This window comes from Acinetobacter sp. MB5 (genome assembly GCF_003261585.1).
Taxonomy (GTDB): domain Bacteria; phylum Pseudomonadota; class Gammaproteobacteria; order Pseudomonadales; family Moraxellaceae; genus Acinetobacter.
Map to the genome: position 1 here is coordinate 16,330 of NZ_POVU01000002.1, position 23,650 is coordinate 39,979.

Below are 23,650 nucleotides of genomic sequence, written 5' to 3' on the forward strand. Positions count from 1 at the left end.
ATTTAAAATCAATTTGCATTCACAACTTGATAAACAGCCTGTGGCATGTGTGAGGCTTGAATCCCTCGCATGCCCTGCTCAGCCAAGAGATCTCCCGCTCGGGCATGTAAGGTCACGACTTGATGCAAGGCAATATCGTGATGCAGTTGTGCTTTTAACCCTGCAATCATCCCTGCTAAAGTATCGCCCATTCCACCTGTTCCCATACCTGCATTACCTGCTTTACAGACCCAAAGTTGCTGATTTTCCAAGATCAGACTTCCCGAACCTTTGAGCACCCATTGCCCTGAAAATTTAGCAACAAGCGCATAAATTGCCGCCACACGATCTTGCTCAATCTCATGACTGGTGCATCCCAATAATCGAGCAGCTTCTCCTGAATGTGGAGTCAAATAGACCTTTTCAGAGAGTTGAATGGATTGCTCTGCGAGAAACCATAAAGCATCTGCATCGAGTACAACTTCTAAATGTGAATGGTGCAAGATGGGTGATAACCATGTATTAAATGCTTGTTTTGACCAGTCATCACGCCCAAGCCCCATCCCAAAACACACAGCATCAACTGCCTGTAGCGTTTCTTCAATCAACTCTGGCGTAAAAGTTTCGATATTTCGCACCATGACATTGGGTGAGCGTGCCAGTATTGCAGCATGATGTCGCTCATGACAAACCACACTCACCTTTCCCGCTCCGACTGCAAAAGCTGCCTCGGCTGCCATAATCACAGCCCCACCCATATCAGCATGACCACCAATCACCAACACATGACCATAACTGCCTTTATGTCCAAAGGCTTGACGAGGTGGTAAAGAAATTGTGGCTGGAGATAGTCGCGCTAATGTTTTTAGCTCTGAGTCTATAGGAATCAGTGAAATAAGCTGAATTTGTCCTGAAAATTCTTTGCCTTGCCCTGTAAATAGCCCTATTTTATAACCTAATGCTGTTAAGGTCAGATCTGCTTTAATGGCACAAGGTAATGGTTGACCTGTATTGGCGTGTAATCCACTTGGAATATCAATACTGATTTTAAGCCCAGTACATTGATTAAACTGCTGAATGATCTGCTGCCAATCTTGATCCAGTTCACGGTTTAAGCCAATCCCAAATAAGGCATCAATATGAGCATCATACTGATCTACAACATTAAAATGTGGATATAAATGATCAATCTTATCTTTTGAATATTCAAAGGCTTGTTGTAATGCAGCGGAACTGCCACGTTCAGCCGCATAGATATCCACCCGATAACCTTGCTCAGCCAAATATGCCGCAATAAAATAACCATCTCCTGCGTTATTGCCTGTCCCACACCAGACTGCAATACGTTTTACCGATTTTGGAGATTCTGAAAAATATTCAATGAGTTTTAAATGACTCTGCCATGCAACCTGTTTCATTAAACCCAATGCGCTATTATTCTGAGCAAACCAACGTTGCTCCAATGCTTGAATTTCACGGCTATGGTACACTTGTTGCTGCATGTCTATTCCCCTTGTTGTTATGCCGTTCACCATACCACTTCAACAATTTGATCCACAAGAATTAAAAGCATGGATAAAGGCCGAAGCTTTAGCGCTTGGTTTTGCGGATTGTGTGATTGCTAAACCTACTCGGCAAGACAAGGAAATGCCACGTTTCTTGAAATATCTGGACAGTGGCTATCATGGGGATATGCATTATTTAAAAGACAATTTAGACAAACGTGCCGATCCGACCTTACTTGTACCAGGGACGCAAAGCATTATCTGTGTACGAATGAACTATTTGGTGGAGACACCAAAACCTCGCAATGTGCCTTTTGCACCCAATAGTGCAATTATTGCCCGTTATGCCCGTGGGCGTGACTATCACAAAGTCATGCGCGGTCGGCTTAAAACTTTAGTTCAAAAAATCCGTGAGCGTGTCGGTGACTTTGAAGCCCGTCCCTTTGCAGATTCTGCCCCGATTTTTGAAAAAGCCATTCATGAAAGTGCGGGTATGGGTTGGACAGGTAAACATACGCTCCTCATTCAGAAAAAATCAGGTTCTTTCTTTGTATTGGGTGAATTATTCACCTCACTTGATTTGCCTGCTGACCCACCGACAACAGCGCATTGTGGTTCATGTTCAGCCTGCATCGACATTTGTCCAACACAAGCGATTGTTGAGCCTTATATGCTCGATGCACGTCGTTGTATTGCCTATTTAACGATTGAGTACAAAGGCATTATTCCTGAAGAATTCCGTGAAGGAATTGGTAACCGTATTTTTGGTTGCGATGACTGCCAACTGATTTGCCCTTGGAACAGTTTTGCTAAAATCACCCCGATTGAAGACTTTCACCCTCGGCATGGACTCGATCAGGCTTCATTACTCGATCTATGGGCATGGGATGAAACGACTTTTTTACAATGTACCGAAGGCAGTCCAATTCGACGCACAGGATTTCAAAGCTTCAAGCGTAATGTTGCAATTGGTTTAGGTAATGCGCCTTATCATGCTGAAATTATTGAGGCTTTAGAACAAGGTAAAATGTTGCACGACGAGATTGTGAATACACATATCGACTGGGCAATTCAGCAACAATTGAAAAAAGCAAATTCAGAGCAACTTTATTAATCGCTATACATAGTGCTAATTCAATCAGAACAATCAGACTGACTAAATTTTGATTCAAACCGCAAAATTACGCGAATAACTCTTAGGTTTTTGCAGCGATCTTGCAATTCAGTAGTTTAATTTAACAAAAGATAGGCAAACAAATATTTTGACATATTTTGGAAAGTTTTGCCCTGTTGTTTTTAGTTGAACAAGTTAATATCATGCTATTAACTTGATGCACAATAGGGCGATTATGCACGTGAGAAACGATTGGACTCGTGAAGAAATCCAAAAGCTATATGACCAACCTTTTCTAGATTTGGTATTTGAAGCACAGCGTGTTCACCGCGAGCATTTCCCAGCAAATACCATTCAAGTCAGTACTTTACTTTCAATTAAAACAGGTAAATGCCCTGAAGACTGTAAATACTGCTCTCAGTCTGCACACTACGATTCTAAATTAGAAGCTGAAAAACGTATTGCAGTTGAAAAAGTGATTTCTGAAGCAAAAGAAGCAAAAGAAGCAGGTTCTTCACGTTTTTGTATGGGCGCTGCGTGGCGTAACCCACATGAGCGCGACATGCCTTATGTGTTAGAAATGGTCAAAGAAGTTAAAGCGCTTGGCATGGAAACATGTATGACATTGGGTATGCTCAATCAGTCACAAGCTGAACGTTTAAGAGATGCAGGTTTAGACTACTATAACCACAACCTTGACACCTCTCGCGAATACTACAGCAACATCATCAGCACCCGTACTTTTGATGACCGTTTAGATACTTTAGATCATGTGCGTAACGCAGGTTTAAAAGTGTGTAGTGGTGGTATTGTTGGCTTAGGCGAAGGGAAACAAGACCGTATCGGTTTATTACTTGAATTGGCAACCCTTCCACTTCATCCAGAATCTGTACCAATCAACATGCTTGTGCCAATTGAAGGTACCCCACTTGAAGAAGTTGAAAAACTTGAAGTGACTGAGTGGCTTCGCACGATTGCTGTTGCGCGTATTATTATGCCGAAAAGCTATATTCGCCTTTCAGCTGGTCGTGAATCACTTTCTGACACAGATCAAGCAATGGCATTTATGGCAGGTGCAAATTCGCTATTCTCTGGTGAAAAACTATTAACCACACCAAATGCTGGCGAAGGTCGCGACAAAGTCCTGTTTAATAAACTTGGACTAACTGCTGAAAAACCAAAACTGACCGCTGCACAACTCTCCGTAGATGCAATGGCTGAAACAGCTTAAGTTTAACTTCTGACTGATTCACATCAGAAAGGCGATTTATTTCAATAAATCGCCTTTTTATATCTGATTTAAGAAGTCACCAAAATTCCATATTTAGCTGTTAAATACATACCCGCACGGATCTGATCCATACCTGCTGCATGTGTCACGGTGAGTTCCTGATTTTGCACATCAAAATGCAACTCATCAAAACAATCCTGATGCTGTAATAGCCATGAAACGGTGTCTGCAACCTGCTCATCCACAATATAAGTTTCTGCCTGAAAATTTTTAGTCATTGATCCAAAATCTTAAATAAATACATCGTATTATTTTAACGGATGATTCCTGTCAGAAATCAATTTTATTTTCTAAAAATCAAAGACAAAAAAACACCATCCGTAAAGATGGCGTTGGAAAACTGGTCATATCTTTTAATGTATTTAAAATACATTTACATATAATAAATATTTATTTTAAATACATTTTTAATAGATTAATTTCTTAAATAAAAATAACACGGGTTTCTTACAAAGACAATATATACCTATATAAAAATATGACAAAGAATATGTAACTTCATACTTTTTCAACATTTTATACAAACACCAACCAACCAATGAATAAATTTAAGCTATTATTTTTTATAAAAAATAAGAAAGTTATCAATTACTCAAAACCTAAAAAATAATATTTTATAGCGATTTTGTAACAATACCACTTATTAATAATAAATTTATTAACTTCAATATAAACATGATAAAAAATCAGCATATTAATGAAAAACATTAAGTTATTATTCACATAATTTATTTTATAATTAAAAATTTCATCCAAATAGTCTTAAATCATCTTGCCTATAAAAAAAGCCCACCAAAGTGAGCTTTTTCTGCGAATAAATCAAATTATTAATAAATCGCCATATGATTGCGGTGAATCATTTCCAAAGAACGCGCTTCACCTAACACTTGAAACACTTTATCGGATGCTAGACCTTTCACAATCTCAGCCGAACGTGAACTAAAATTCACACGCCCGACAGCAATACGACGACCATCGGTGTCCACACATTCAACCACGTCTCCACGATCGAAATAACCTTCAACCGCTCTCACACCGACAGGCAATAAACTGCGATGCTTAAGTGTAATTGCTTCAACTGCTCCAGCATCAATCACTAGACGACCTGCTGTTTGCAAATGCGCTGCAAGCCATTGCTGATGCGCTGTAATACGGTCATTATCGGTCACGAATAAAGTGCCAAGCATTTCACCAGACATCAACCGTGAAAGAACCAGATCACTATCACCACTTGCAATCAAGGTTGGGCAACCTGATTTCGCAGCTAAACGTGCCGCACGAACTTTGGTAACCATACCACCACGTCCAAGCAGCCCACCGCCACCAGCCATTTCAAACAAGCTTTCATCAAGTGCACGCACACTCGATAAAAGTTTTGCATCTGGATTTGAACGTGGATCTGCATCGAACATGCCCTGCTGATCGGTCAAAATAATCAGCAAATCAGCATGCACCTGACCTGCAACCATGGCAGCCAAAGTGTCATTGTCACCAAAACGAATTTCATCTGTTGACACGGTATCATTTTCATTGATGACAGGAATCACACGCCAATCAATCAAGTGCTGCAATGCATCACATGAGTTTAAATAGCGACGGCGATCAGCCAAGTCATCATGGGTTAACAACACTTGAGCCGTTTGTATCTGGTGTTTTTCGAGAACACTTGACCAAGTCTGAATCAAGCCCATCTGCCCAATGGCAGCACAGGCTTGTAGACTTGGTAAATCTGTGGGTCGTGCGGCAAGTTTCATACGTACCATGCCCTCTGCCACAGCGCCAGATGAAACCAAAATGATTTCATGCCCAGAACGATGCAAATCGGCAATTTGACTTGCCCAATGAGAAATTGCATCAAGATCCAAGCCCTGACCATTTGCTGTGAGTAAAGAAGAGCCGATTTTCACAACGATACGTTTACAGCCAGTTAGCTGACGTTGCCCATTCACCACTTCAATCATTATGTCCTCAGTCGTACTTAACGTACGTATATTACTTCTACTTCGTCGTCTTCATCATCATCAAAGTCATCATCGTCACCACCTAGACGCTGTGCTCTACGCATTGCACGATAAGCTTCTTTGGCAGCCAATGTCTGCTCACGTGTTTCAGCTTCAAGCTGGTCACGGAAGGCTTTCATTTCCGCTGCATATTCAGGATCTTCAACTTCACGCTCGCGCTGTTCTTCGATCTGATCCATCAAATAATACACAACATCTTTTGTACCTTCTTCAAGCAATCCAGATGTTCTGAATACTGGGCCTGTCCACTCTAACTCTGTCAAAATGTGCTGACACCATTCTTCACGGTTTTCTTCATCAATCTGATCAAGTTTATTGAGCACCAAAACCACAGGCAATTTAGACAAAGTTGGAGAGAATTTTTTCAATTCACCCAAAATTGCTTTGGCATTATGTGCAGGGTCAGAACCATCAATCGGTTGTACGTCAACAATGTGCAACAAGATACGCGTACGCGCCAAATGTTTCAGGAAGCGAATCCCTAAACCTGCACCTTCTGCCGCACCTTCGATCAAACCTGGAATGTCCGCCATAACAAATGAACGATGACGGTCAGCATCCACAACACCAAGGTTAGGCACCATTGTGGTAAATGGATAATCTGCCACTTTTGGTTTTGCCGCAGATACTGCACGAATAAAGGTTGATTTACCTGCGTTAGGCATACCGAGTAAGCCAACATCTGCAAGGACTTTCAACTCTAGACGAACTTCACGGAATTCGCCTTTAATGCCTGTGGTGAACTTACGTGGTGCACGGTTGGTTGATGATTTGAAATGAGTATTACCTAAACCACCGTCACCGCCTTGTGCCACAAGAACGCGCTGACCATTTTCAACCAAGTCACCAATAATGTCGCCTGATTCAGTATCTACAATTGTTGTTCCTACAGGAACTTTCAAAATGACGTCGGGTGCGCCACGACCAGCACAGTTTGCGCCTGCACCATTTTTTCCACGTTCAGCGCGGAATTTACGGGTATAACGATAATCGACCAAGGTACTGGTATCGTTGTCAGCTTGAATATACACGCTGCCACCACGACCACCATCACCACCATCTGGACCACCAAATGGGACAAATTTTTCACGGCGAAAACTGGCTACGCCATTGCCACCGTCGCCAGCCTCTACGGTAATGACTGCTTCATCAACAAAGCGCATTTGCCAATCCTCTAAAACTCTAAAACCGCCTATTCTGCCATATTTTAATAAATTTCTCGAATAGAAAAATGACACAATTGATTTTTATCGTTTCTACAGCTCAATTTTTCTTATGTTGAAGAATCAGTTCAAGATTTTGTTCAATCCACACAACCAATTGCGTGATTTGCTGTGCCGCACATTCTCCAAGTTCGGTGAGCTGATATTCAACTCGCGGAGGGACTTCTGGATAGACTGTCCGAGTGACAAAACCATCTTTTTCCAAAGTTTTTAAGGTTTGCGTCAGCATTTTCTCACTGACACCATCAATCCTTTTTCTCAGTTGACTAAAACGCTGCACACCTTCACTCAAACAGCGTAATACCAAAACGGCCCATTTACTGGTGAGATGTTCTAAAATCCCCCGTGACGGACATTGGCTGGACAAAACACAACCAATTAAATTTTGATCTGTCTGTGACATAGCGAAATTCTCACCTTTAGCTCATTAACTTACTTTTAGGTATGTACTTACTTTTAGTAAGTTTTGAATTTATGATCATAGCATAAAACAGATTGCAGAACATTATTCACTATCAGGAGATCATGATGAAAATTGCAATTACAGGCGCTACAGGTCAGCTTGGACAATATGTTATTGAGTTTTTATTAAAGACAGAGAACGCTCAAAATATTGTGGCATTAGTCCGTAATCTTGATAAAGCACAGTCTTTAAAACAACAAGGTATTGAAGTTCGTTATTTTAATTATGATGAACCTGAATCTTTAACACCTACCCTACAAGGCATTGATAAATTACTGTTAATTTCAGCCAATGAAGTCGGTCGCCGCACACCTCAGCACCAAGCCGTGATTGAAGCCGCAAAACAAGCTCAGGTTAAGCACATTGTTTATACCAGTTTATTGAATGCAACACATTCACCTTTATCTTTAGCCAAAGAACATCAGGAAACTGAAGCCTTAATCCAACAAAGTGGCCTGAATTACACCTTGCTACGCAACAATTGGTACACTGAAAACTACCTAGCCACATTGCCACAGATTATTGAACAAGGGATTTTATATGGTGCGGCAGGTGCAGGGAAAATTAGCTTAGCTTCACGCCAAGATTATGCAGAAGCAGCAGCAAAAGTACTGACAACCTTAGGACATGAACAAAAAATCTATGAATTAGCTGGATCAGAGAGCTATACACTTGCTGAACTTGCAAAAATCATCAGTCAAGTGTCAGGAAAAATCATCCATTATCAAAACTTGACCGCCCAAGAATATACAGATGCTTTACTTGCAGCAGGATTACCCGAAGGATTAGTTCATGTGATTGTCGATGCTGATCTACAAGCTGCTCAAGGTGCAATGTATAGCAACTCAAAAGTTCTAGAAAATTTGATTAATCATGTCACAACACCTATTCAGACATTGATTAAGCAACAACTTGCATAAATCATGGCAATAAAAAACCCAGTCAAATGACTGGGTTTTTCTTACTTAACTAACAACACAAATTATGCTTTTGAGCTTGGTACTTTCGGATAGCTCACACCGCTCATTTGCTCAGCGATACGCAATACTTGGCAGCTATAACCCACTTCGTTGTCATACCAAACATAAGCGGTTAAACGGTTGCCAGATACGATGGTTGCTTGCGCATCAAAGATACCCGCACTGCGTGAACCAATAAAGTCACTTGAAACCACTTCAGTTGAGTTGGTATAACCAATTTGACCTTGCAATGATGAATTGATTGAAATTTGGCGAACATATTCGTTCACTTCATCACGATCAATTTCTTGATCTAGAGTTAAGTTCAAAATTGCCAAAGATACGTTTGGTGTAGGAACACGTACTGAGTTACCAGTCAATTTACCTTTCAATGCTGGCAAAGCTTTAGCAACTGCTTTCGCTGCACCAGTTTCAGTAATCACCATGTTTAATGTTGCAGCACGACCACGACGATCTGCCTTGTGATAATTATCAATCAAGTTTTGATCATTCGTAAATGAGTGAACAGTTTCAACATGACCATTCAATACTTTGTATTTGTCGTCCAACACTTTTAACAATGGAGTAATTGCGTTGGTTGTACAGCTTGCAGCAGAGATCAGTTTATCTTCATCTAAAATGTCTGCCTGGTTCACACCAAACACCACATTTTTCATTTCGCCTTTTGCTGGAGCAGTCAATACAACACGTGCAACGCCAGGGCATTTCAAGTGTTGAGCAAGACCGTCTGCATCACGCCATTTACCAGTGTTATCAATTAACAATGCATTTTCAATACCATACTGAGTGTAATCCACTTCTGATGGGTTTGAAGCATAAATAACTTTGATGAAGTTACCATTTGCAATAATTGCTTCATTTTCTTCATCTACCGAAATTGTACCTGCAAAAGAACCATGAATTGAGTCACGGCGTAACAAAGAAGCACGCTTAGCCAAATCACCGTCTGAAGTTTTACGAACAACAATTGCTTTAATGTTTAAACCACGACCAATACCAGTCTGCTCGATGATTAAACGCGCCAAGATACGGCCGATACGACCAAAACCATAAAGGACAACATCTTTAGGTTCTACTTCAGCAGCACGACCATTGATTGCCTGTACAGCATTTGCAACAAAAGCGTCAACATCACCGCCTTTTTCTTTGTATTCAACAGCAAGCTTACCAAGATCCACTTCTGCAGAACCGATATTTTCGATTTTTGCTAACGCTTCTAAAATTGGGAAAGTATGAACAACTGACAACTCAACATCTACAATACGAGTACGACGGTGAGCTTTTAAAATCTGAATCACTGAACGGTTAACGAGTGCGCGGCCGTAGACAGAAGTTACAATATTTTTTTCACGGTATAATTTACCGATCAAAACGATCATTTGTTCTGCGATTTCTTCGCGGTTTTTCCAACGACCCTGATGTTCTGCATGTAGAGCGATAATCGTTTCTTTGCTCACAAGTACGTCCTCAATTTATAGAAGTGTTTATCGGGAGCAATTTTAAAGGAAAACTGAGAAATTTTAAATTAAAATAACGATAGTATTATCACAAATGGATTATACCATCGTCATATTCATAAAAAAATATAATATATTTCAAAAAAAAATGAGCATAAAACTCATTTGATTAGCTTGTTTTTATTTGATTTCACGATTAATATCAACACGTTCAGAGAATTTTTCAATATTGGTAATTAAAGCCTGACGCTTCCGCTGCTGATGATAAATATGCCACATTCCTTCAAGAACTAAAATACCCACAGCACACCAAATTGGAATATAAGTAAACCATTCTTCCGAGTGAATTTTTTCACCCAATATCACTGCAGAAATTGCAAGCAATACAGGTTCAAGATAACTTAACAAACCGAATAATACCATCGGTAAATAGCGACTCGCCAAGATATAACTTCCCAAACCAATCGCACTTAACACCCCAAGCCCAATGATTGCAGCAATTAAATGCGGCTGTTCAAGAAAGGTGTTCCAAGGTAATGTCCATGTTTGAATAAAATAAATTGCCACAGGCAACATCAAGACATTGTCCCACCAAAACCCACCTAGGTGATCCGTTTTGATAATTTTACGCAAAAAGAAATAAGCAGAATACCCTAATGCAACGAGTAATGTTTCCCAAGCAATACTCCCCATCCGCCAAATTTCATGAGCAACGCCCAGCACCGCACAAAATACGGCAATCTTTTGAAACCACGACAGTTTCTCTTTGTAAAAAACACTACCCACTAAAACTAAAACCAAAGGCAGTAAAAAATATCCCAAAGAGACTTGCATGCCTCGACCATGCATCGGTGCCCATAAGAACAGCCACAGTTGTACAGCCGCCATAACCGAAGTTAAGATCAGCAATAAGAAAAATGAAGGTTTTTGCTTTACTCGATCATAGATTTGACGAATCAGTTTTAAATCACCACTAAACCACATAAACAGGGTTAAAAATGGTAAGAGAGAAATCATTCTCCAGCCGAAAGTCTGTGAACCATCAAAGATTTTCAAAAACTGACTGTAAAAATACAAAATACCAAAAACTGTAGAGGCTAAAACGGAAAGAAAGATACCTTTAACCATCTACGTCCCCAAATAAAAAAACCAACGAAAACATAGAATAACCAAATACTTCAAAAGCATAGATTAGGGAGAAAAATGACGGTTATCATTTAATGAAAAATTTATACCGTTTACTCAAAAAAACGCCAAATAATTATATCGGGATTTGGTTATTTTCTGTTGAGTTTTTAATTATTTTTTTCTGTTTGGAGTGTATGAATCAGATCACTCGTATTGTAGCCAAGGCTCTGTGCATATTTAATATATTCTTGTATAACTTCCTCTGGTAAGTGTGGTTCTCGCGACAAAATCCACATATATTTGCGCTTAGGCTCACCGACAAGCACAGTGTGATAATTGGCATCTAGTTTGAGTATCCAATAATCTCCTCGTCCGACTGGCAACCACCGTAAAGATTCAGGTAAAAAACTCACACGCAGCTTACTATTATGCGGTGCATTCACCACATAAGCTTCACCCTGAGCTTGCTCTACATGCCCATCCTGATTGACACAACTATTTTCAACACTGACGTTACCATTGACATTTAAGGTATAAACTGCCTGTACATTTTTGGCACATTGGTTTTGAAAATACATCGGTTTACGGGCAATCTCATACCAAACACCTAAATATTTAGCTAAATCGATCTGTGCTACCGTTGGCATTGGCTTTTGTGCATGGGCTGAAGCCCATACACCTACACCAAGTAGCACACTGATCAGGGTCAGCTTTTTAAGACATGATTTTATTTTTTGTTTTTTTATCACTGTAAACTATCCTCTTGATCCTTATAAAGGATTCATAAAAAACATAGCGATTATTTAACTCCTGCACTGTAAGAATTCTGTAAATCACTTACATGATTAAATGTGCTTTTAAACGGATAATTTCATCACGTAACCTTGCAGCCTGTTCAAACTGCAATTCTTTCGAGGCTTTTAACATTTCTTTTTCAAGTTTCGTTAAATGCTTGGTCAACAATTTTGGATCTGCAATTAAATGCTGCTCATCTGCACTCAAGTTTTGTAGCTGTTGATACTGTTGCTCAGCAGGTTCATCTGCAATGATTTCTCCTGTATCAATTTCCTTGATAATTTGACGCACCGCACTGCGTGGTGTAATTCCATGTTGCTGGTTAAACTCAATTTGCTTATTACGACGGCGATCTGTTTCATCAATTGCTTTTTGCATAGAATCCGTCACTCGATCGGCATATAAAATCGCTTTGCCTTTTAGATGACGTGCTGCCCGACCAATGGTTTGAATCAGTGAGCGCTCAGAACGTAAAAAGCCTTCTTTATCGGCATCTAAAATTGCGACCAGTGACACTTCTGGCATATCTAAGCCTTCACGCAACAGGTTAATTCCGACCAAAACATCATGCACACCTGTCCGTAGTTCATGGATAATCTTGACCCGTTCAACGGTGTCAATATCCGAATGCAAATACGCAACCTTAATGCCATATTCCTTTAAATATGAGGTCAGATCTTCCGCCATACGTTTGGTCAATGTCGTGACTAAAACACGCTCATTGAGTTGCTTACGGATATTAATTTCTGAGAGAACATCATCGACCTGCGTCAATACGGGTCTGATTTCAATTTCAGGGTCAATCAAACCCGTAGGTCGTACCACCTGCTCAACCACTTGTTCTGAATGCTCAAGTTCATATTGTGCTGGCGTTGCAGTCACAAAAATCGTGGCGGGAACAATGCGTTCCCATTCCTCAAATTTCATTGGACGGTTATCTAAAGCACTTGGTAAGCGAAAACCATAATTGACTAGGTTTTCTTTACGTGAACGGTCACCTTTATACATCGCACCGATTTGCGGTACGGTCACATGCGATTCATCAATCAACAGCAATGCGTCTTCAGGAATATAATCAAATAAAGTGGGTGGTGCTTCCCCAGACGGGCGACCAGACAGATGCCGCGAGTAGTTTTCAATACCGTTGGTATAGCCCAGTTGCTGCATCATTTCCAGATCATAGCGCGTGCGCTGTTCAATCCGCTGTGCTTCGAGCAATTTGTCATTACTTTTAAAAAACTCAATTTGCTGCTTGAGTTCAGTTTTGATGGTACCGATTGCTCGCTGTAGATTGTCTTGTGGTGTCACATAATGACTTTTTGGATAAATCGTCACGCGTGGCACTTTACGCAGCATTTTTCCTGTTAAAGGATCAAACCAGCGAATTGAATCCACTTCATCATCAAACAATTCAATACGAATAGCTTGCTGATCAGATTCCGCAGGAAAAATATCAATAATCTCGCCACGAATGCGATACGTTCCTCGCACAAACTCCAGTTCGTTGCGACTGTATTGCATTTCCACCAGACGACGGATAATTTCATCGCGATGGATCACATCGCCTTCCACCACATGCAGCAACATTTGCATATAGGCATTGGGATCACCCAAACCGTAAATTGCCGACACCGAAGCCACAATAATCGCATCACGGCGTTCTAATAACGCTCGGGTTGCCGACAGACGCATCTGATCAATATGGTCGTTAATTGCCGCATCTTTTTCGATAAAAGTATCTGAAGATGGCACATAGGCTTCTGGCTGATAGTAATCGTAGTAACTGACAAAATACTCAACTGCATTGTTTGGGAAAAATGCTTTAAATTCACCATAAAGCTGAGCTGCAAGGGTTTTATTGTGCGCCATGACAATGGTTGGTCGCTGTAATTGAGCAATTACATTGGCCATGGTGTAGGTTTTCCCTGAGCCTGTCACACCAAGCAATAACTGATGCTTAAGCCCTTTTTCAACGCCCGTGACCAGTTTTTCAATCGCTTGTGGCTGATCGCCTGCTGGGGAATATTGGGTGACCAAATCAAAAGGCTGATGACTCACTGGCTTCTCTCATTTTTCATTTATTTAGATAAATTGGACTGAACACAGATTATTCAAGTATTTTTTACTTGACCGCTTTGCCAATCAATTGCAACATTGCAAACAAGATCATGGCAAAAAACACAACGACGATGACCTATCAGTATCATGATGAAAGCATAATTAAAAGTTTACCTGAAGACACGATGTTTGTGTTTGGGAGTGACCTCGCTGGACTGCACAACGAAGGCGCTGCACGCATTGCACAATTGTTTTTTGGTGCAATGACAGGTGTCGGACGCGGTTGGTCAGGTCAGAGCTTTGCCATTCCAACGCTTAATGAACATTTACAACAAATGCCGATTTCTCAAATTGCGCATTATATTGAAGATTTTAAAATCTATACGCAAAATCATCCAAATACAAAGTATTTTATTACGGCGCTGGGCTGTGGTATCGCTGGCTATCAAGTATCTGAAGTTGCACCATTATTTCAGGGAATTTCTTGTAACGTCATTTTCCCTGAATCGTTCCGTCCTTATGTCGAAAAGAATGCAACGCGTTTATTTCCAAATCTGACCAGTAAATTACTACATAGCATTTTTAGTCCTGAAGTGATTTTGGCTGAAGACTACGCTGAAGCACTTAAAGAAACCACACTAAACAAAGAACAACGCCAAATCGCACTTAAAGTACTGGAACAAAAACTGTACCCTGAAGACCAGTATGGGCGCAGTCGTGAATATGAAATTGAAGACATTCTAAAACAAATTAATGGCAAGGTTTTTCACTTACCTGTTCATTCCGATGAAAGCTATATTTATGGTGGGGTTATTCTTGCCTTGATGGAACTTTACGATTTCAACGAACAAGATTTTATTCGTGTCTGGAATGCCGAAATTGAAATTAAACATCCCATTAAACGCCATCATTAATTCAACCCATTACCACTTTTAATCCATTTTTGGGGTAGGTCTCTCACATGCCACATTTTGATTCTTCAATTTTTGATTTAGCACCTATTCCCATGTGGCTTGAAGATTTTAGTGAAGTCAAACAGCAATTTGATCAATGGCGTGCCGATGGCGTTGAAGATCTTGTCAGTTTTTTACAAGAAGACATGCAGCGTGTTATTGCCTCAACTCACAAAATCAAAATTATCAAGGTTAATCAAAAGACTTTAGACGTCTTTGAAGCCGAAGATCAAAACCATCTTTGCGACAACCTTTCCAAAATTTTTAAGGCAGATATGCTTGGTACGCATATTTTTGAACTGGCAGCCTTATGGGAAGGCAAAACCGAATTTTCGAGCACAGGTGTGAATTACACTTTGTCAGGGAAACGCCTCGATGTGCAACTACGTGCCTCTGTGCTTCCTGGTTTTGAACAGGACTTAGCTCGGGTTCTGATTACCACAGAAAATATTACGGCTTATCAGGATGCTCAACGCCTTGAAGCCAAAAACCGTATTTTAGCTGAATCGATGTTTACCTATTCACCTGCTTCATTGTGGGTTGAAGATTTCAGTCGAATTAAACGCCGCCTAGATCAACTTCGTCAATTGGGTATTGAAGACTTCCGAACTTTTTTGGATGTTCATCCTGATTTCATCCAACAATGCACCGAAGACATTATCTTACTCGATGTCAACCAAGCGACGTTAACCTTGTTTAAAGCACCAGATAAACCGACTTTATTTAAAAATCTAAATAAAGTCTTTATGCAGGAAATGCACAATACCTTTCGTGAACAGCTCATCGAACTCTGGAAAGGCAATATTCATCATCAGCGTGAAGCTGTGAATTACGCGCTTGATGGTTCAATTCGAAATGTTTTACTGCAATTTACGGTTTTCCCTGGTTATGAACATGACTGGGGACTGGTACAGGTTGCATTGACTGACATTACCGCACGTAAAAAGGCTGAAAATTATCTAGAATATCTCGGCAAACATGATGTCTTAACCAAACTGTATAACCGATCTTTTTACACAGAAGAAATCAACCGTTTGGAACGTAGTTTTATTCGTCCTGTATCTTGTATTTTCCTAGATATGAACGGCTTAAAACAAATCAATGATGAATTGGGTCATGATATTGGTGATGGCTTGTTGCGTCGTGTTGGGGCTGTACTGAACCAAGTGATTTTAAACACGCCTTATACAGCTTCTCGTGTCGGTGGAGATGAGTTTGTGATTCTGATGCCTTCCGCTGATGAAGTCGCCACACTTTCAACCCTACAAACCATTCAGGAACTGTTTAATATCGACAACCAATATTACTCAAGTCAGCCGATTAGCATTTCGATTGGTCATGCTACAAGCCAACCAAATGAAAGTATCGAATCCCTGCTGAAACGTGCTGACAATGAAATGTATATCAAGAAGAAAAATTATTATGCAGAGATTGTTTAATTTAAATAGTCTCATAATAAATACAGCCAGCAGAATTGCTGGCTTTTTATCGGCTAAATTTCCCCTTAAGAACTCGATAGGATTACACTAACGGCATTGTCTTCATCATCATAAAAAAGGAAAGCAAATGAGCACCCAACAGCAAGTGGTTGAGCGTTGTCGAGTATTTTTGACTGAGCAGCAAATTGCCATGGGCGAAGCAATTAATATTCGCCACTATACCGACTGGAGCAACTACAAGCGCATTCAACCTTATGCCGTGCTCTTTCCTAAAAATACTGAACAAGTCAGTCAGATTCTTTCGATTTGCAACGAACTCAAACAAGCTGTTGTTCCTCAAGGCGGCATGACAGGCGTTGCGGGTGCAGGTATTGCCAATACCGATGAAATCGTGATTGCGCTTGATAAAATGAATAAAATTGAAGAAGTTGATCAATATTCATCAACCATGACTGTGCAAGCTGGCATTACGCTTGAAGAAGTGCAAAATGCAGCAAAACAAGCAGGCTTGTTTTTTCCTGTCGATGTTGGTGGACGGGGTTCTTGCCAAATTGGTGGAAATATTGCGACGAATGCAGGCGGACTTTCGGTGATTCGTTATGGCATGATGCGTGAACATGTACTGGGGATGGAAGTCGTACTGGCTGATGGTCGCGTGCTTAACCTCATGAATAAAATGATTAAGAATAATGCTGCATACGACTTAAAACAGAGTTTTATTGGATCTGAAGGAACTTTAGGCATTGTCACACGTGCAGTTCTCAAATTATCGCCAGCACCAAGTGCATTAACAACTTGTCTATGTGCATTTCCTGATTTTTTATCGGCAGTTCATTTACTCCGTCGCATACAGAAAAATTTAATTACCCCCAATGCTTTTGAGGTGATGTGGGATAAATACTATCAACTCAGTCTGTCATGGATGCAAAACAGCCAGAACCCACTGAGTCAGGCCTATCCTGTCTATGCAGTATTTGATGTCGAAGCCCCTGCTGAAGATCTAGAAAACTTGTTAGCTGAGTTATTTGAAACAGGTGAAGTTTTAGATGCTGTGATTGCACAAAATCAGGCGCAAGCACAACAACTCTGGCTCATTCGGGAAACGGTTCCTGCTGAAATCTCCAGTACAGGTCGACCACTGTGTTTTGATGTGAGCTTACCCATTGGCGAATTGGGTGAATTTAAAGAAGTCTGTCAGGCACGTTTAGACCAGCATTTTCCAAATCTGGTGAGTCTGTTCTTTGGGCACATTGGTGACAGCAATATGCACATCATTTTAGATTTAAAAAGCCTACCAGAAGATCAACTCGAATCTGTCATTCACGCAATTGATGAAATTGTCTATGGTGTGGTGCGCGACTTTAAAGGCTGTATTTCTGCCGAACATGGCATTGGCTTACTCAAACGGGATTATCTGCACTATTCGGTAGATGCCAATACACTCGATATGATGCAACAACTTAAACAACTGTTTGATCCCAATATGATTTTAAATCCACATAAAATTTTTAAATAAACCCAAGGGATAAAAAAGCACGTCACCAGACGTGCTTTTTTATATTGAATACGGGGGGAAGTTAACGTTTACCCATAGAACGGCGCGTACCACGTGGTGGTGGCCAAGTTTTATCAGCATAAGGCTGAGGCTTTGGTCGAACACTATTGTGTGCCATATCACCCTCTTTCTCCTGCTGCGTTGGCAATGGGAAAGGCAATTGGACTTGCGGTTTATTTTGACTCATACAACAAACAAAACTCGAAATTTTCCATATTTTAAGCTTTTTTGTGCACCTTGACGAGTCCATATTGCACAATCACCAGCAATGACTTGCATAATTTACATTTCCTATGATTTTTTCTCATTTTGGGCAATTTGTACCTAGCATGTTCGATTTTTTACGTTAAGATAGGATGCTTTTATTTTTTAATCCCACTAAAGAAGGAATATCGCAGTGGACGTACGTCTGTCAGATCGTGTAAACGCTATCAAACCGTCTCCTACGCTTGCCGTAACAAATAAAGCTGCAGAATTAAAAGCTGCTGGTAAGAACGTAATTGGTTTGGGTGCAGGTGAACCTGATTTCGATACCCCGCAACACATCAAAGATGCAGCTATTCAAGCTATTAACAATGGCTTTACAAAATACACTGCTGTTGATGGTACGCCAGGCTTAAAAAAAGCAATTATTGCTAAGCTTAAACGCGACAACAACCTTGACTACCAAGCAAACCAAATCTTGGTTTCTTGTGGTGGTAAACAATCATTCTTTAACTTGGCACTTGCTTTGTTAAACAAAGGTGATGAAGTGATTATTCCTGCGCCATTCTGGGTAAGCTATCCAGACATGGTGATTATCGCTGAAGGTACACCTGTGATTGTGAAATGTGGTGAAGAACAACGTTTCAAAATTACCCCTGAACAATTAGAAGCTGCGATCACTGAAAATACACGTTTAGTGGTATTGAACAGCCCTTCTAACCCGACAGGCATGATCTACACGAAAGCTGAGCTTGAAGCTTTGGCTGAAGTATTACGTCGTCACCCACAAGTATTTGTTGCATCTGACGACATGTACGAACCAATCCGTTGGGAAGATGAATTCTACAACATCGCAACTGTTGCTCCAGACCTTTACGACCGCGTAATCGTATTGAACGGTGTGTCTAAAGCTTATGCAATGACTGGCTGGCGTATCGGCTATGCAGCGGGTCCTGCAAAAATCATCGGTGCGATGAAAAAAATCCAATCTCAATCAACTTCAAACCCAACTTCAATTTCGCAAGTTGCTGCTGAAGCTGCATTGAACGGTCCTCAAGACGTTCTTGAACCAATGATTGAAGCATTCAAACGTCGTCATGACTTAGTGGTTAACGGCTTAAATGCAATCAACGGTATTTCTTGCCTACCAGCTGATGGTGCATTCTATGCTTATGCAAACATCCGTCCATTGATTCGTGCGAAAGGTTTAAAATCTTGCACAGAATTCTCTGAATGGTTATTGGAAGAAACGGGTGTTGCTGTTGTTCCAGGTGATGCTTTCGGTCTTGGCGGTTTCATGCGTATTTCTTATGCGACTGCTGACGAAGTGCTTGTTGATGCACTTGCACGTATCAAAAAAGCAGCTGATTCAATTGAAGGCGTAGACGCTGCAATTGCTTCAATCGAAGCTGACAAAAAAGCGTAATCCTTTACGCTGATACAAAAAACCCATCAGTTTAATGATGGGTTTTTTTATGATTTCGATATTTAAAAAATATTGATCAACTCATAACTTTTAAAAAAGTGAAAGAATAAAACAAATTTTTTAAGCAGCACTGTGTTTTGGGCGCTCTAAAGCAATGAAATTAAAGTAATAAGGCAATACACGATCTAAATAGATTTCACGCACTTGCGCATCATGCTGTGACCAAGCCAACGCTTTCGCATGTTTACCAACACCCTGCCCCTGAATCGCAAAGATAAAAATATCATTACTTTGATGACCTTGCTGAACAGGTTGCCAAAAATTGGCTTCACCTTGTTGTAACTGTTGTTCTTGATGCTCTGTCCATTTGTCACCAAACCATAATTGTAGCAAATCACCTAAATAGACTTTTTGTTCGCTCAAAATGGCAAAGTGAATACAGGCATCTGTGACAGGCTGATAATAACTTTGAGGGTTTTTTAAAATCGAAAGATAATTTTCTTTGTAAAATTGGAAGTTTGCAAAGATATCTTGAATGCGAAGAATTGGCATATTACGCCTCCGATTTAGCCATTTGTGTGCTGGCAAGTTGGGGTTAAATCCACACTGTTTAAAATTTTGAAAAACTTTAAACGACCTATTTGTTTTTTAATTTAGCAAAAAAATTCAGAAAAAAATAATTTTTTTAGATAACACTCGACCATTTGTTCAAATATAAAACATCTGTAAATTCTTCTATGATTTTCACTTGACCCTGATCAAAATCACATTATAATCGCCTGCAGATTCTCCAATAGCTCAGTCGGTAGAGCGACGGACTGTTAATCCGCAGGTCCCTGGTTCGAGCCCAGGTTGGAGAGCCAAAATTCAAAAAAGCCCGCAGCACAAAAGCGGGCTTTTTTATGTCTGTTATTCTGTTTCAAACTCAGCAATCGCTTCTTTGGCAATGCGAAAACTGTCCACAGCAGCAGGCACGCCACAGTAAATTGCCACTTGCAACAACACTTCACGAATCTTTTCTTTAGGCACACCATTACGCAGCGCACCTTTGACATGCAACTTCAGTTCATGTGGGCGATTCAATGCCGAAATCATTGCCAAGTTAATGAGACTACGTTCAGGTTTGCTGAGTTCTTCACGCCCCCAGACAGCTCCCCAGCAATATTCTGTCACTAACTCTTGCAAGGGCAAGCTAAACTCATCTGCATTTTTCAAAGAACGGTTGACGTAGTCTTCACCCAACACTTGTTTACGAATCGCCAAGCCTTTTTCAAACTTTTCATTGCTCATTTATATGCCTCCAAACAGGGTATATTTAATTTCCAGATAATCTTCAATACCATATTTCGAGCCTTCACGCCCTAGCCCTGAATGTTTAATTCCACCAAAGGGTGCAACTTCATTGGAAATCAAGCCTTTATTGATGCCGACCATGCCGTATTCCAGTTGCTCGCTCATACGCCAAGCACGTCCCAAATCTTGGGTGTAGCAATACGCTGCCAAACCATATTCAGTATCATTTGCCATTTTTACGGCTTCTGCTTCGGTTTCAAAAGCAAAGACTGCCGCCAATGGGCCAAAGGTTTCCTGCGTTGCCACCAACATGTCAGTATGGGCATTGGCAATCAGCGTCGGCTGGAAAAATAACTCACCTGCTTCATGTGGCTGACCACCTGTAATCAGTTCACCCTGTTTTGCTAAGGCATCGGTAATATGACTTTGCACTTTCTTCACGGCTTGTGCATTAATCAATGGCCCAAAGTCGCGCCCTGCTTCTAGCCCATTGCCAATATTGAGGCTTTCGATTTTGGCTTTAAAGGCTTTGATAAAGTCATCATAAATGCCTGACTGCACCAAAAAGCGATTCACGCAAACACAGGTTTGTCCCGCATTACGGAACTTGGCAATCATTGCCCCATCAATGGCAGCATCCAGATCCGCATCATTAAATACAATAAACGGCGCATTACCACCGAGTTCGAGAGAAACTTTTTTCAAGGTTGCCGCAGACTGTTGTAACAACAACTTACCGACAGGCGTTGAACCTGTAAAACTGAATTTGCGTACTACATCACTACTAAAAATCGCTTCGCCAATCTGAACAGCATCGCCTGTAATGACACTGAATATACCTTCAGGCACACCTGCCTGCATTGCCAAATCGACCAATGCCAGTGCAGTAAATGGCGTTTCTGGTGCAGGTTTCACAATGCATGGACAACCTGCGGCAAGTGCTGGCGCGACTTTTCGGGTAATCATTGCCGCAGGGAAATTCCACGGAGTAATCGCAGCCACCACACCAATTGGCTGTTTGGTCACAACAATCCGAGCATCGTTATACGGACTTGGAATCGTATCTCCATAAATTCGTTTGGCTTCTTCAGCAAACCATTCAATAAAACTGGCTGCATACAGAATTTCACCTTTGGCTTCTGCCAACGGTTTCCCTTGTTCAGAAGTCAAAATGTAGGCCAGTTCATCGGCATGTTGCACCATCAGTGCAAACCACTGCTTGAGGATGCTTGATCGGTCTTTGGCGGTTTTACCTTTCCATGCACTCCATGCAGCTTCGGCAGCATCAATCGCACGTTGCGCTTCTGCCTTGCCCATATTAGGGACAGTCCCTACAATTTGCTGTGTCGCAGGGTTGTAAATTGTGGTGACTTCGGCATCATCTGCATCGCACCATTGCCCTGCAACATAGGCTTTTTCATGAAAGAGCGGCATTGTTTTTAAATTCATCACATCCTCGTTGTTTCATTTGCAATGGGCAGTCAAGTAGATCTTGACCACCCAATTTAGAACACCATATTCACATACTATGGTATACCATTATTTTTGACAAAAATTTTTGAGCACTGCTGCTCATCATGACATTTCGGTTTAGAAATAATAGAACAAGGTTAGATTCAGCAATTTGTTCCATTTGTTGTCATCCCCTTGTGCCAATGACGTGGTTGTTCCGCCAATGAACGGATCATTTTTACTCATAATATACTCAGCCACCAAAGAGACTTTTTTATAGTCCATACTCACCCCCACAAAGTTACGGGTTGAATCTTTGTCTGTCGAGTTATCTTTTTTGAAGGTTGAGTAAGTCACATATGGGGTAATATTGATGCCTTTATCTGCTATATTTTTAAATACATAGCTCAAATCGGCAGTATAGAACGTACCCTTGTTCGCGACATAGTATTCACCATCATATGAACCCATGACCGAATAATCAGGATGCAATGCATCTTTATTGGATACCGATGTTTTTCCACCTGTCAGCGTCAATGCCCAGTTGTTATAGCCAAATTTTCCAAACAATGCCCATGCGTGACGTTTTCCATCACCACCTGTGGTTTTGTTGTTAATATCAGAGTACCAATATGAACCACCCAAGGTCGTTTTTAGTGCAGGAACACTGGCAAAATCCAGATCTTGTGAGACACGCCCCACCCACATGTTTTTTTCACTCAATGTAGATTGTGTGCTGTCACTGGTTTTGACAAAGTTTGCGGTATAGCGTGCTGAATCACGACTGGTACCAACATAGTTACCGCCATCCGTTGCAAAGTAAGCCAAGTCAACTTTGGTTTTGTCAATTTCATGGTGATAGTTCACACCTAGATCATGCGCATCTTCTAACCCCATGGTGTTGTTAATACCGCCATATAAGGTACTTTCCCAAAAACGGCCTGGGCCAAATGGAATCGGCTGTACACCCACTGTAATATTTTGCTGCGGATCAAAACGATAACCGACATAAGCATCGACCAGCGTTGAAAAATCACACAAAGTATCATACTGGTAGCAACGGTATTCAGCATGTCCAAAGACATTTTTAGCCTGATAATCCAGTTTCAACTGTGCTGCATCAAACTGAATTTTTTGGTCACTGGCCGCTTCACCATAATTCTTGTCCTGATATTTGGCACGAACATAACCTGAAATGGTCAATGCACCCCAGTCATCCTGAGCATCGCCAAAAGTGACGCCTGCAAAAGTCGGTAGTGCCATACTGCTCGTGAGCAAGCTTAGGCCAAAACGATAATATGCATTTTTCATGTT

The 23,650-nt window shown here is 40.8% G+C and carries 21 protein-coding genes and 1 tRNA gene; 8 read left to right on the top strand and 14 right to left on the bottom strand.

Features of this window, described 5'->3' with window-relative positions; all coding sequences use genetic code 11:
* Nucleotides 1–8 precede the first annotated feature (8 nt).
* A complete protein-coding gene (locus C1A47_RS02795; protein WP_111892228.1) occupies nucleotides 9–1,481 on the bottom strand; it encodes an NAD(P)H-hydrate dehydratase in 1,473 nt (490 codons plus the stop codon).
* On the opposite strand from C1A47_RS02795, the gene queG reads away from it, so the two are divergent.
* The gene (queG, locus tag C1A47_RS02800; protein ID WP_227539723.1) at nucleotides 1,480–2,598 is read left to right on the top strand and encodes a tRNA epoxyqueuosine(34) reductase QueG; all 1,119 of its coding nucleotides are present in this window, start codon (nucleotides 1,480–1,482) and stop codon (nucleotides 2,596–2,598) included. The two genes, C1A47_RS02795 and queG, sit on opposite strands and share 2 nt — an antisense overlap.
* 235 nt (nucleotides 2,599–2,833) lie before the next feature.
* Nucleotides 2,834–3,829, top strand: a complete 996-nt coding sequence (gene bioB / locus C1A47_RS02805) for a biotin synthase BioB (RefSeq protein WP_111892230.1) — start codon at nucleotides 2,834–2,836, stop codon at nucleotides 3,827–3,829.
* Nucleotides 3,830–3,897: 68 nt separating this feature from the next.
* Here bioB and C1A47_RS02810 read toward each other — a convergent pair whose 3' ends face one another.
* The 4 genes from C1A47_RS02810 to C1A47_RS02825 form a co-directional block, all read right to left on the bottom strand.
* The gene (locus C1A47_RS02810) at nucleotides 3,898–4,107 is read right to left on the bottom strand and encodes a hypothetical protein (protein WP_111892232.1); all 210 of its coding nucleotides are present in this window, start codon (nucleotides 4,105–4,107) and stop codon (nucleotides 3,898–3,900) included.
* A gap of 609 nt (nucleotides 4,108–4,716) precedes the next feature.
* Nucleotides 4,717–5,850 carry a glutamate 5-kinase gene (proB, locus tag C1A47_RS02815; RefSeq protein WP_111892234.1) on the bottom strand — a complete coding sequence of 378 codons (1,134 nt, stop codon included), beginning with the start codon at nucleotides 5,848–5,850 and terminating at the stop codon, nucleotides 4,717–4,719.
* 17 nt (nucleotides 5,851–5,867) lie between these two features.
* Nucleotides 5,868–7,073: an Obg family GTPase CgtA gene (gene cgtA / locus C1A47_RS02820; protein WP_111892236.1), complete on the bottom strand. Its 1,206-nt coding sequence runs from the start codon at nucleotides 7,071–7,073 to the stop codon at nucleotides 5,868–5,870.
* Nucleotides 7,074–7,173: 100 nt separating this feature from the next.
* Nucleotides 7,174–7,536, bottom strand: coding sequence for a winged helix-turn-helix transcriptional regulator (locus C1A47_RS02825; RefSeq protein ID WP_111892238.1), 363 nt, complete (start codon nucleotides 7,534–7,536; stop codon nucleotides 7,174–7,176).
* A 125-nt stretch (nucleotides 7,537–7,661) separates the two neighbouring features.
* Between C1A47_RS02825 and C1A47_RS02830 the strand changes: the two genes are divergently transcribed.
* A complete protein-coding gene (locus tag C1A47_RS02830; protein ID WP_111892240.1) occupies nucleotides 7,662–8,516 on the top strand; it encodes an SDR family oxidoreductase in 855 nt (284 codons plus the stop codon).
* A 62-nt stretch (nucleotides 8,517–8,578) separates the two neighbouring features.
* On the opposite strand, the gene C1A47_RS02835 is transcribed toward C1A47_RS02830, so the two are convergent.
* The 4 genes from C1A47_RS02835 to uvrB form a co-directional block, all read right to left on the bottom strand.
* Complete coding sequence (locus C1A47_RS02835; protein WP_111892242.1) at nucleotides 8,579–10,033, bottom strand: glyceraldehyde-3-phosphate dehydrogenase; 1,455 nt, start codon at nucleotides 10,031–10,033, stop codon at nucleotides 8,579–8,581.
* A gap of 180 nt (nucleotides 10,034–10,213) precedes the next feature.
* Nucleotides 10,214–11,161: an EamA family transporter RarD gene (gene rarD, locus C1A47_RS02840; RefSeq protein ID WP_111892244.1), complete on the bottom strand. Its 948-nt coding sequence runs from the start codon at nucleotides 11,159–11,161 to the stop codon at nucleotides 10,214–10,216.
* A 167-nt stretch (nucleotides 11,162–11,328) separates the two neighbouring features.
* Entirely contained in the window at nucleotides 11,329–11,910 is a 582-nt protein-coding gene (locus C1A47_RS02845) for a lipocalin family protein (protein WP_111892246.1), read from the bottom strand.
* Nucleotides 11,911–11,998: 88 nt separating this feature from the next.
* Nucleotides 11,999–14,014, bottom strand: coding sequence for an excinuclease ABC subunit UvrB (gene uvrB, locus C1A47_RS02850; protein ID WP_111892248.1), 2,016 nt, complete (start codon nucleotides 14,012–14,014; stop codon nucleotides 11,999–12,001).
* Between the two features lie 131 nt (nucleotides 14,015–14,145).
* Between uvrB and C1A47_RS02855 the strand changes: the two genes are divergently transcribed.
* From C1A47_RS02855 to C1A47_RS02865, 3 genes are all read left to right on the top strand, one after another.
* On the top strand, nucleotides 14,146–14,928 hold the full coding sequence (locus C1A47_RS02855; RefSeq protein WP_111893057.1) for a hypothetical protein: 783 nt from the start codon (nucleotides 14,146–14,148) through the stop codon (nucleotides 14,926–14,928).
* A gap of 47 nt (nucleotides 14,929–14,975) precedes the next feature.
* On the top strand, nucleotides 14,976–16,406 hold the full coding sequence (locus C1A47_RS02860) for a sensor domain-containing diguanylate cyclase (RefSeq protein WP_111892250.1): 1,431 nt from the start codon (nucleotides 14,976–14,978) through the stop codon (nucleotides 16,404–16,406).
* A gap of 127 nt (nucleotides 16,407–16,533) precedes the next feature.
* Nucleotides 16,534–17,922 carry an FAD-binding oxidoreductase gene (locus C1A47_RS02865; protein WP_111892252.1) on the top strand — a complete coding sequence of 463 codons (1,389 nt, stop codon included), beginning with the start codon at nucleotides 16,534–16,536 and terminating at the stop codon, nucleotides 17,920–17,922.
* Nucleotides 17,923–17,983: 61 nt separating this feature from the next.
* Here C1A47_RS02865 and C1A47_RS17720 read toward each other — a convergent pair whose 3' ends face one another.
* On the bottom strand, nucleotides 17,984–18,148 hold the full coding sequence (locus C1A47_RS17720; RefSeq protein ID WP_171294321.1) for a hypothetical protein: 165 nt from the start codon (nucleotides 18,146–18,148) through the stop codon (nucleotides 17,984–17,986).
* A 210-nt stretch (nucleotides 18,149–18,358) separates the two neighbouring features.
* Between C1A47_RS17720 and C1A47_RS02870 the strand changes: the two genes are divergently transcribed.
* Nucleotides 18,359–19,591: a pyridoxal phosphate-dependent aminotransferase gene (locus tag C1A47_RS02870; protein ID WP_111892254.1), complete on the top strand. Its 1,233-nt coding sequence runs from the start codon at nucleotides 18,359–18,361 to the stop codon at nucleotides 19,589–19,591.
* Between the two features lie 120 nt (nucleotides 19,592–19,711).
* On the opposite strand, the gene C1A47_RS02875 is transcribed toward C1A47_RS02870, so the two are convergent.
* Nucleotides 19,712–20,143: a hypothetical protein gene (locus C1A47_RS02875; protein WP_111892256.1), complete on the bottom strand. Its 432-nt coding sequence runs from the start codon at nucleotides 20,141–20,143 to the stop codon at nucleotides 19,712–19,714.
* A 235-nt stretch (nucleotides 20,144–20,378) separates the two neighbouring features.
* On the opposite strand from C1A47_RS02875, the gene C1A47_RS02880 reads away from it, so the two are divergent.
* Nucleotides 20,379–20,454 (top strand) — tRNA-Asn (locus tag C1A47_RS02880).
* 46 nt (nucleotides 20,455–20,500) lie between these two features.
* Here C1A47_RS02880 and C1A47_RS02885 read toward each other — a convergent pair.
* The 3 genes from C1A47_RS02885 to C1A47_RS02895 form a co-directional block, all read right to left on the bottom strand.
* The gene (locus tag C1A47_RS02885) at nucleotides 20,501–20,881 is read right to left on the bottom strand and encodes a carboxymuconolactone decarboxylase family protein (protein ID WP_111892258.1); all 381 of its coding nucleotides are present in this window, start codon (nucleotides 20,879–20,881) and stop codon (nucleotides 20,501–20,503) included.
* A complete protein-coding gene (locus tag C1A47_RS02890) occupies nucleotides 20,882–22,333 on the bottom strand; it encodes an NAD-dependent succinate-semialdehyde dehydrogenase (RefSeq protein WP_111892260.1) in 1,452 nt (483 codons plus the stop codon).
* 141 nt (nucleotides 22,334–22,474) lie between these two features.
* Entirely contained in the window at nucleotides 22,475–23,647 is a 1,173-nt protein-coding gene (locus C1A47_RS02895) for a hypothetical protein (RefSeq protein ID WP_111892262.1), read from the bottom strand.
* Nucleotides 23,648–23,650: the final 3 nt, after the last annotated feature.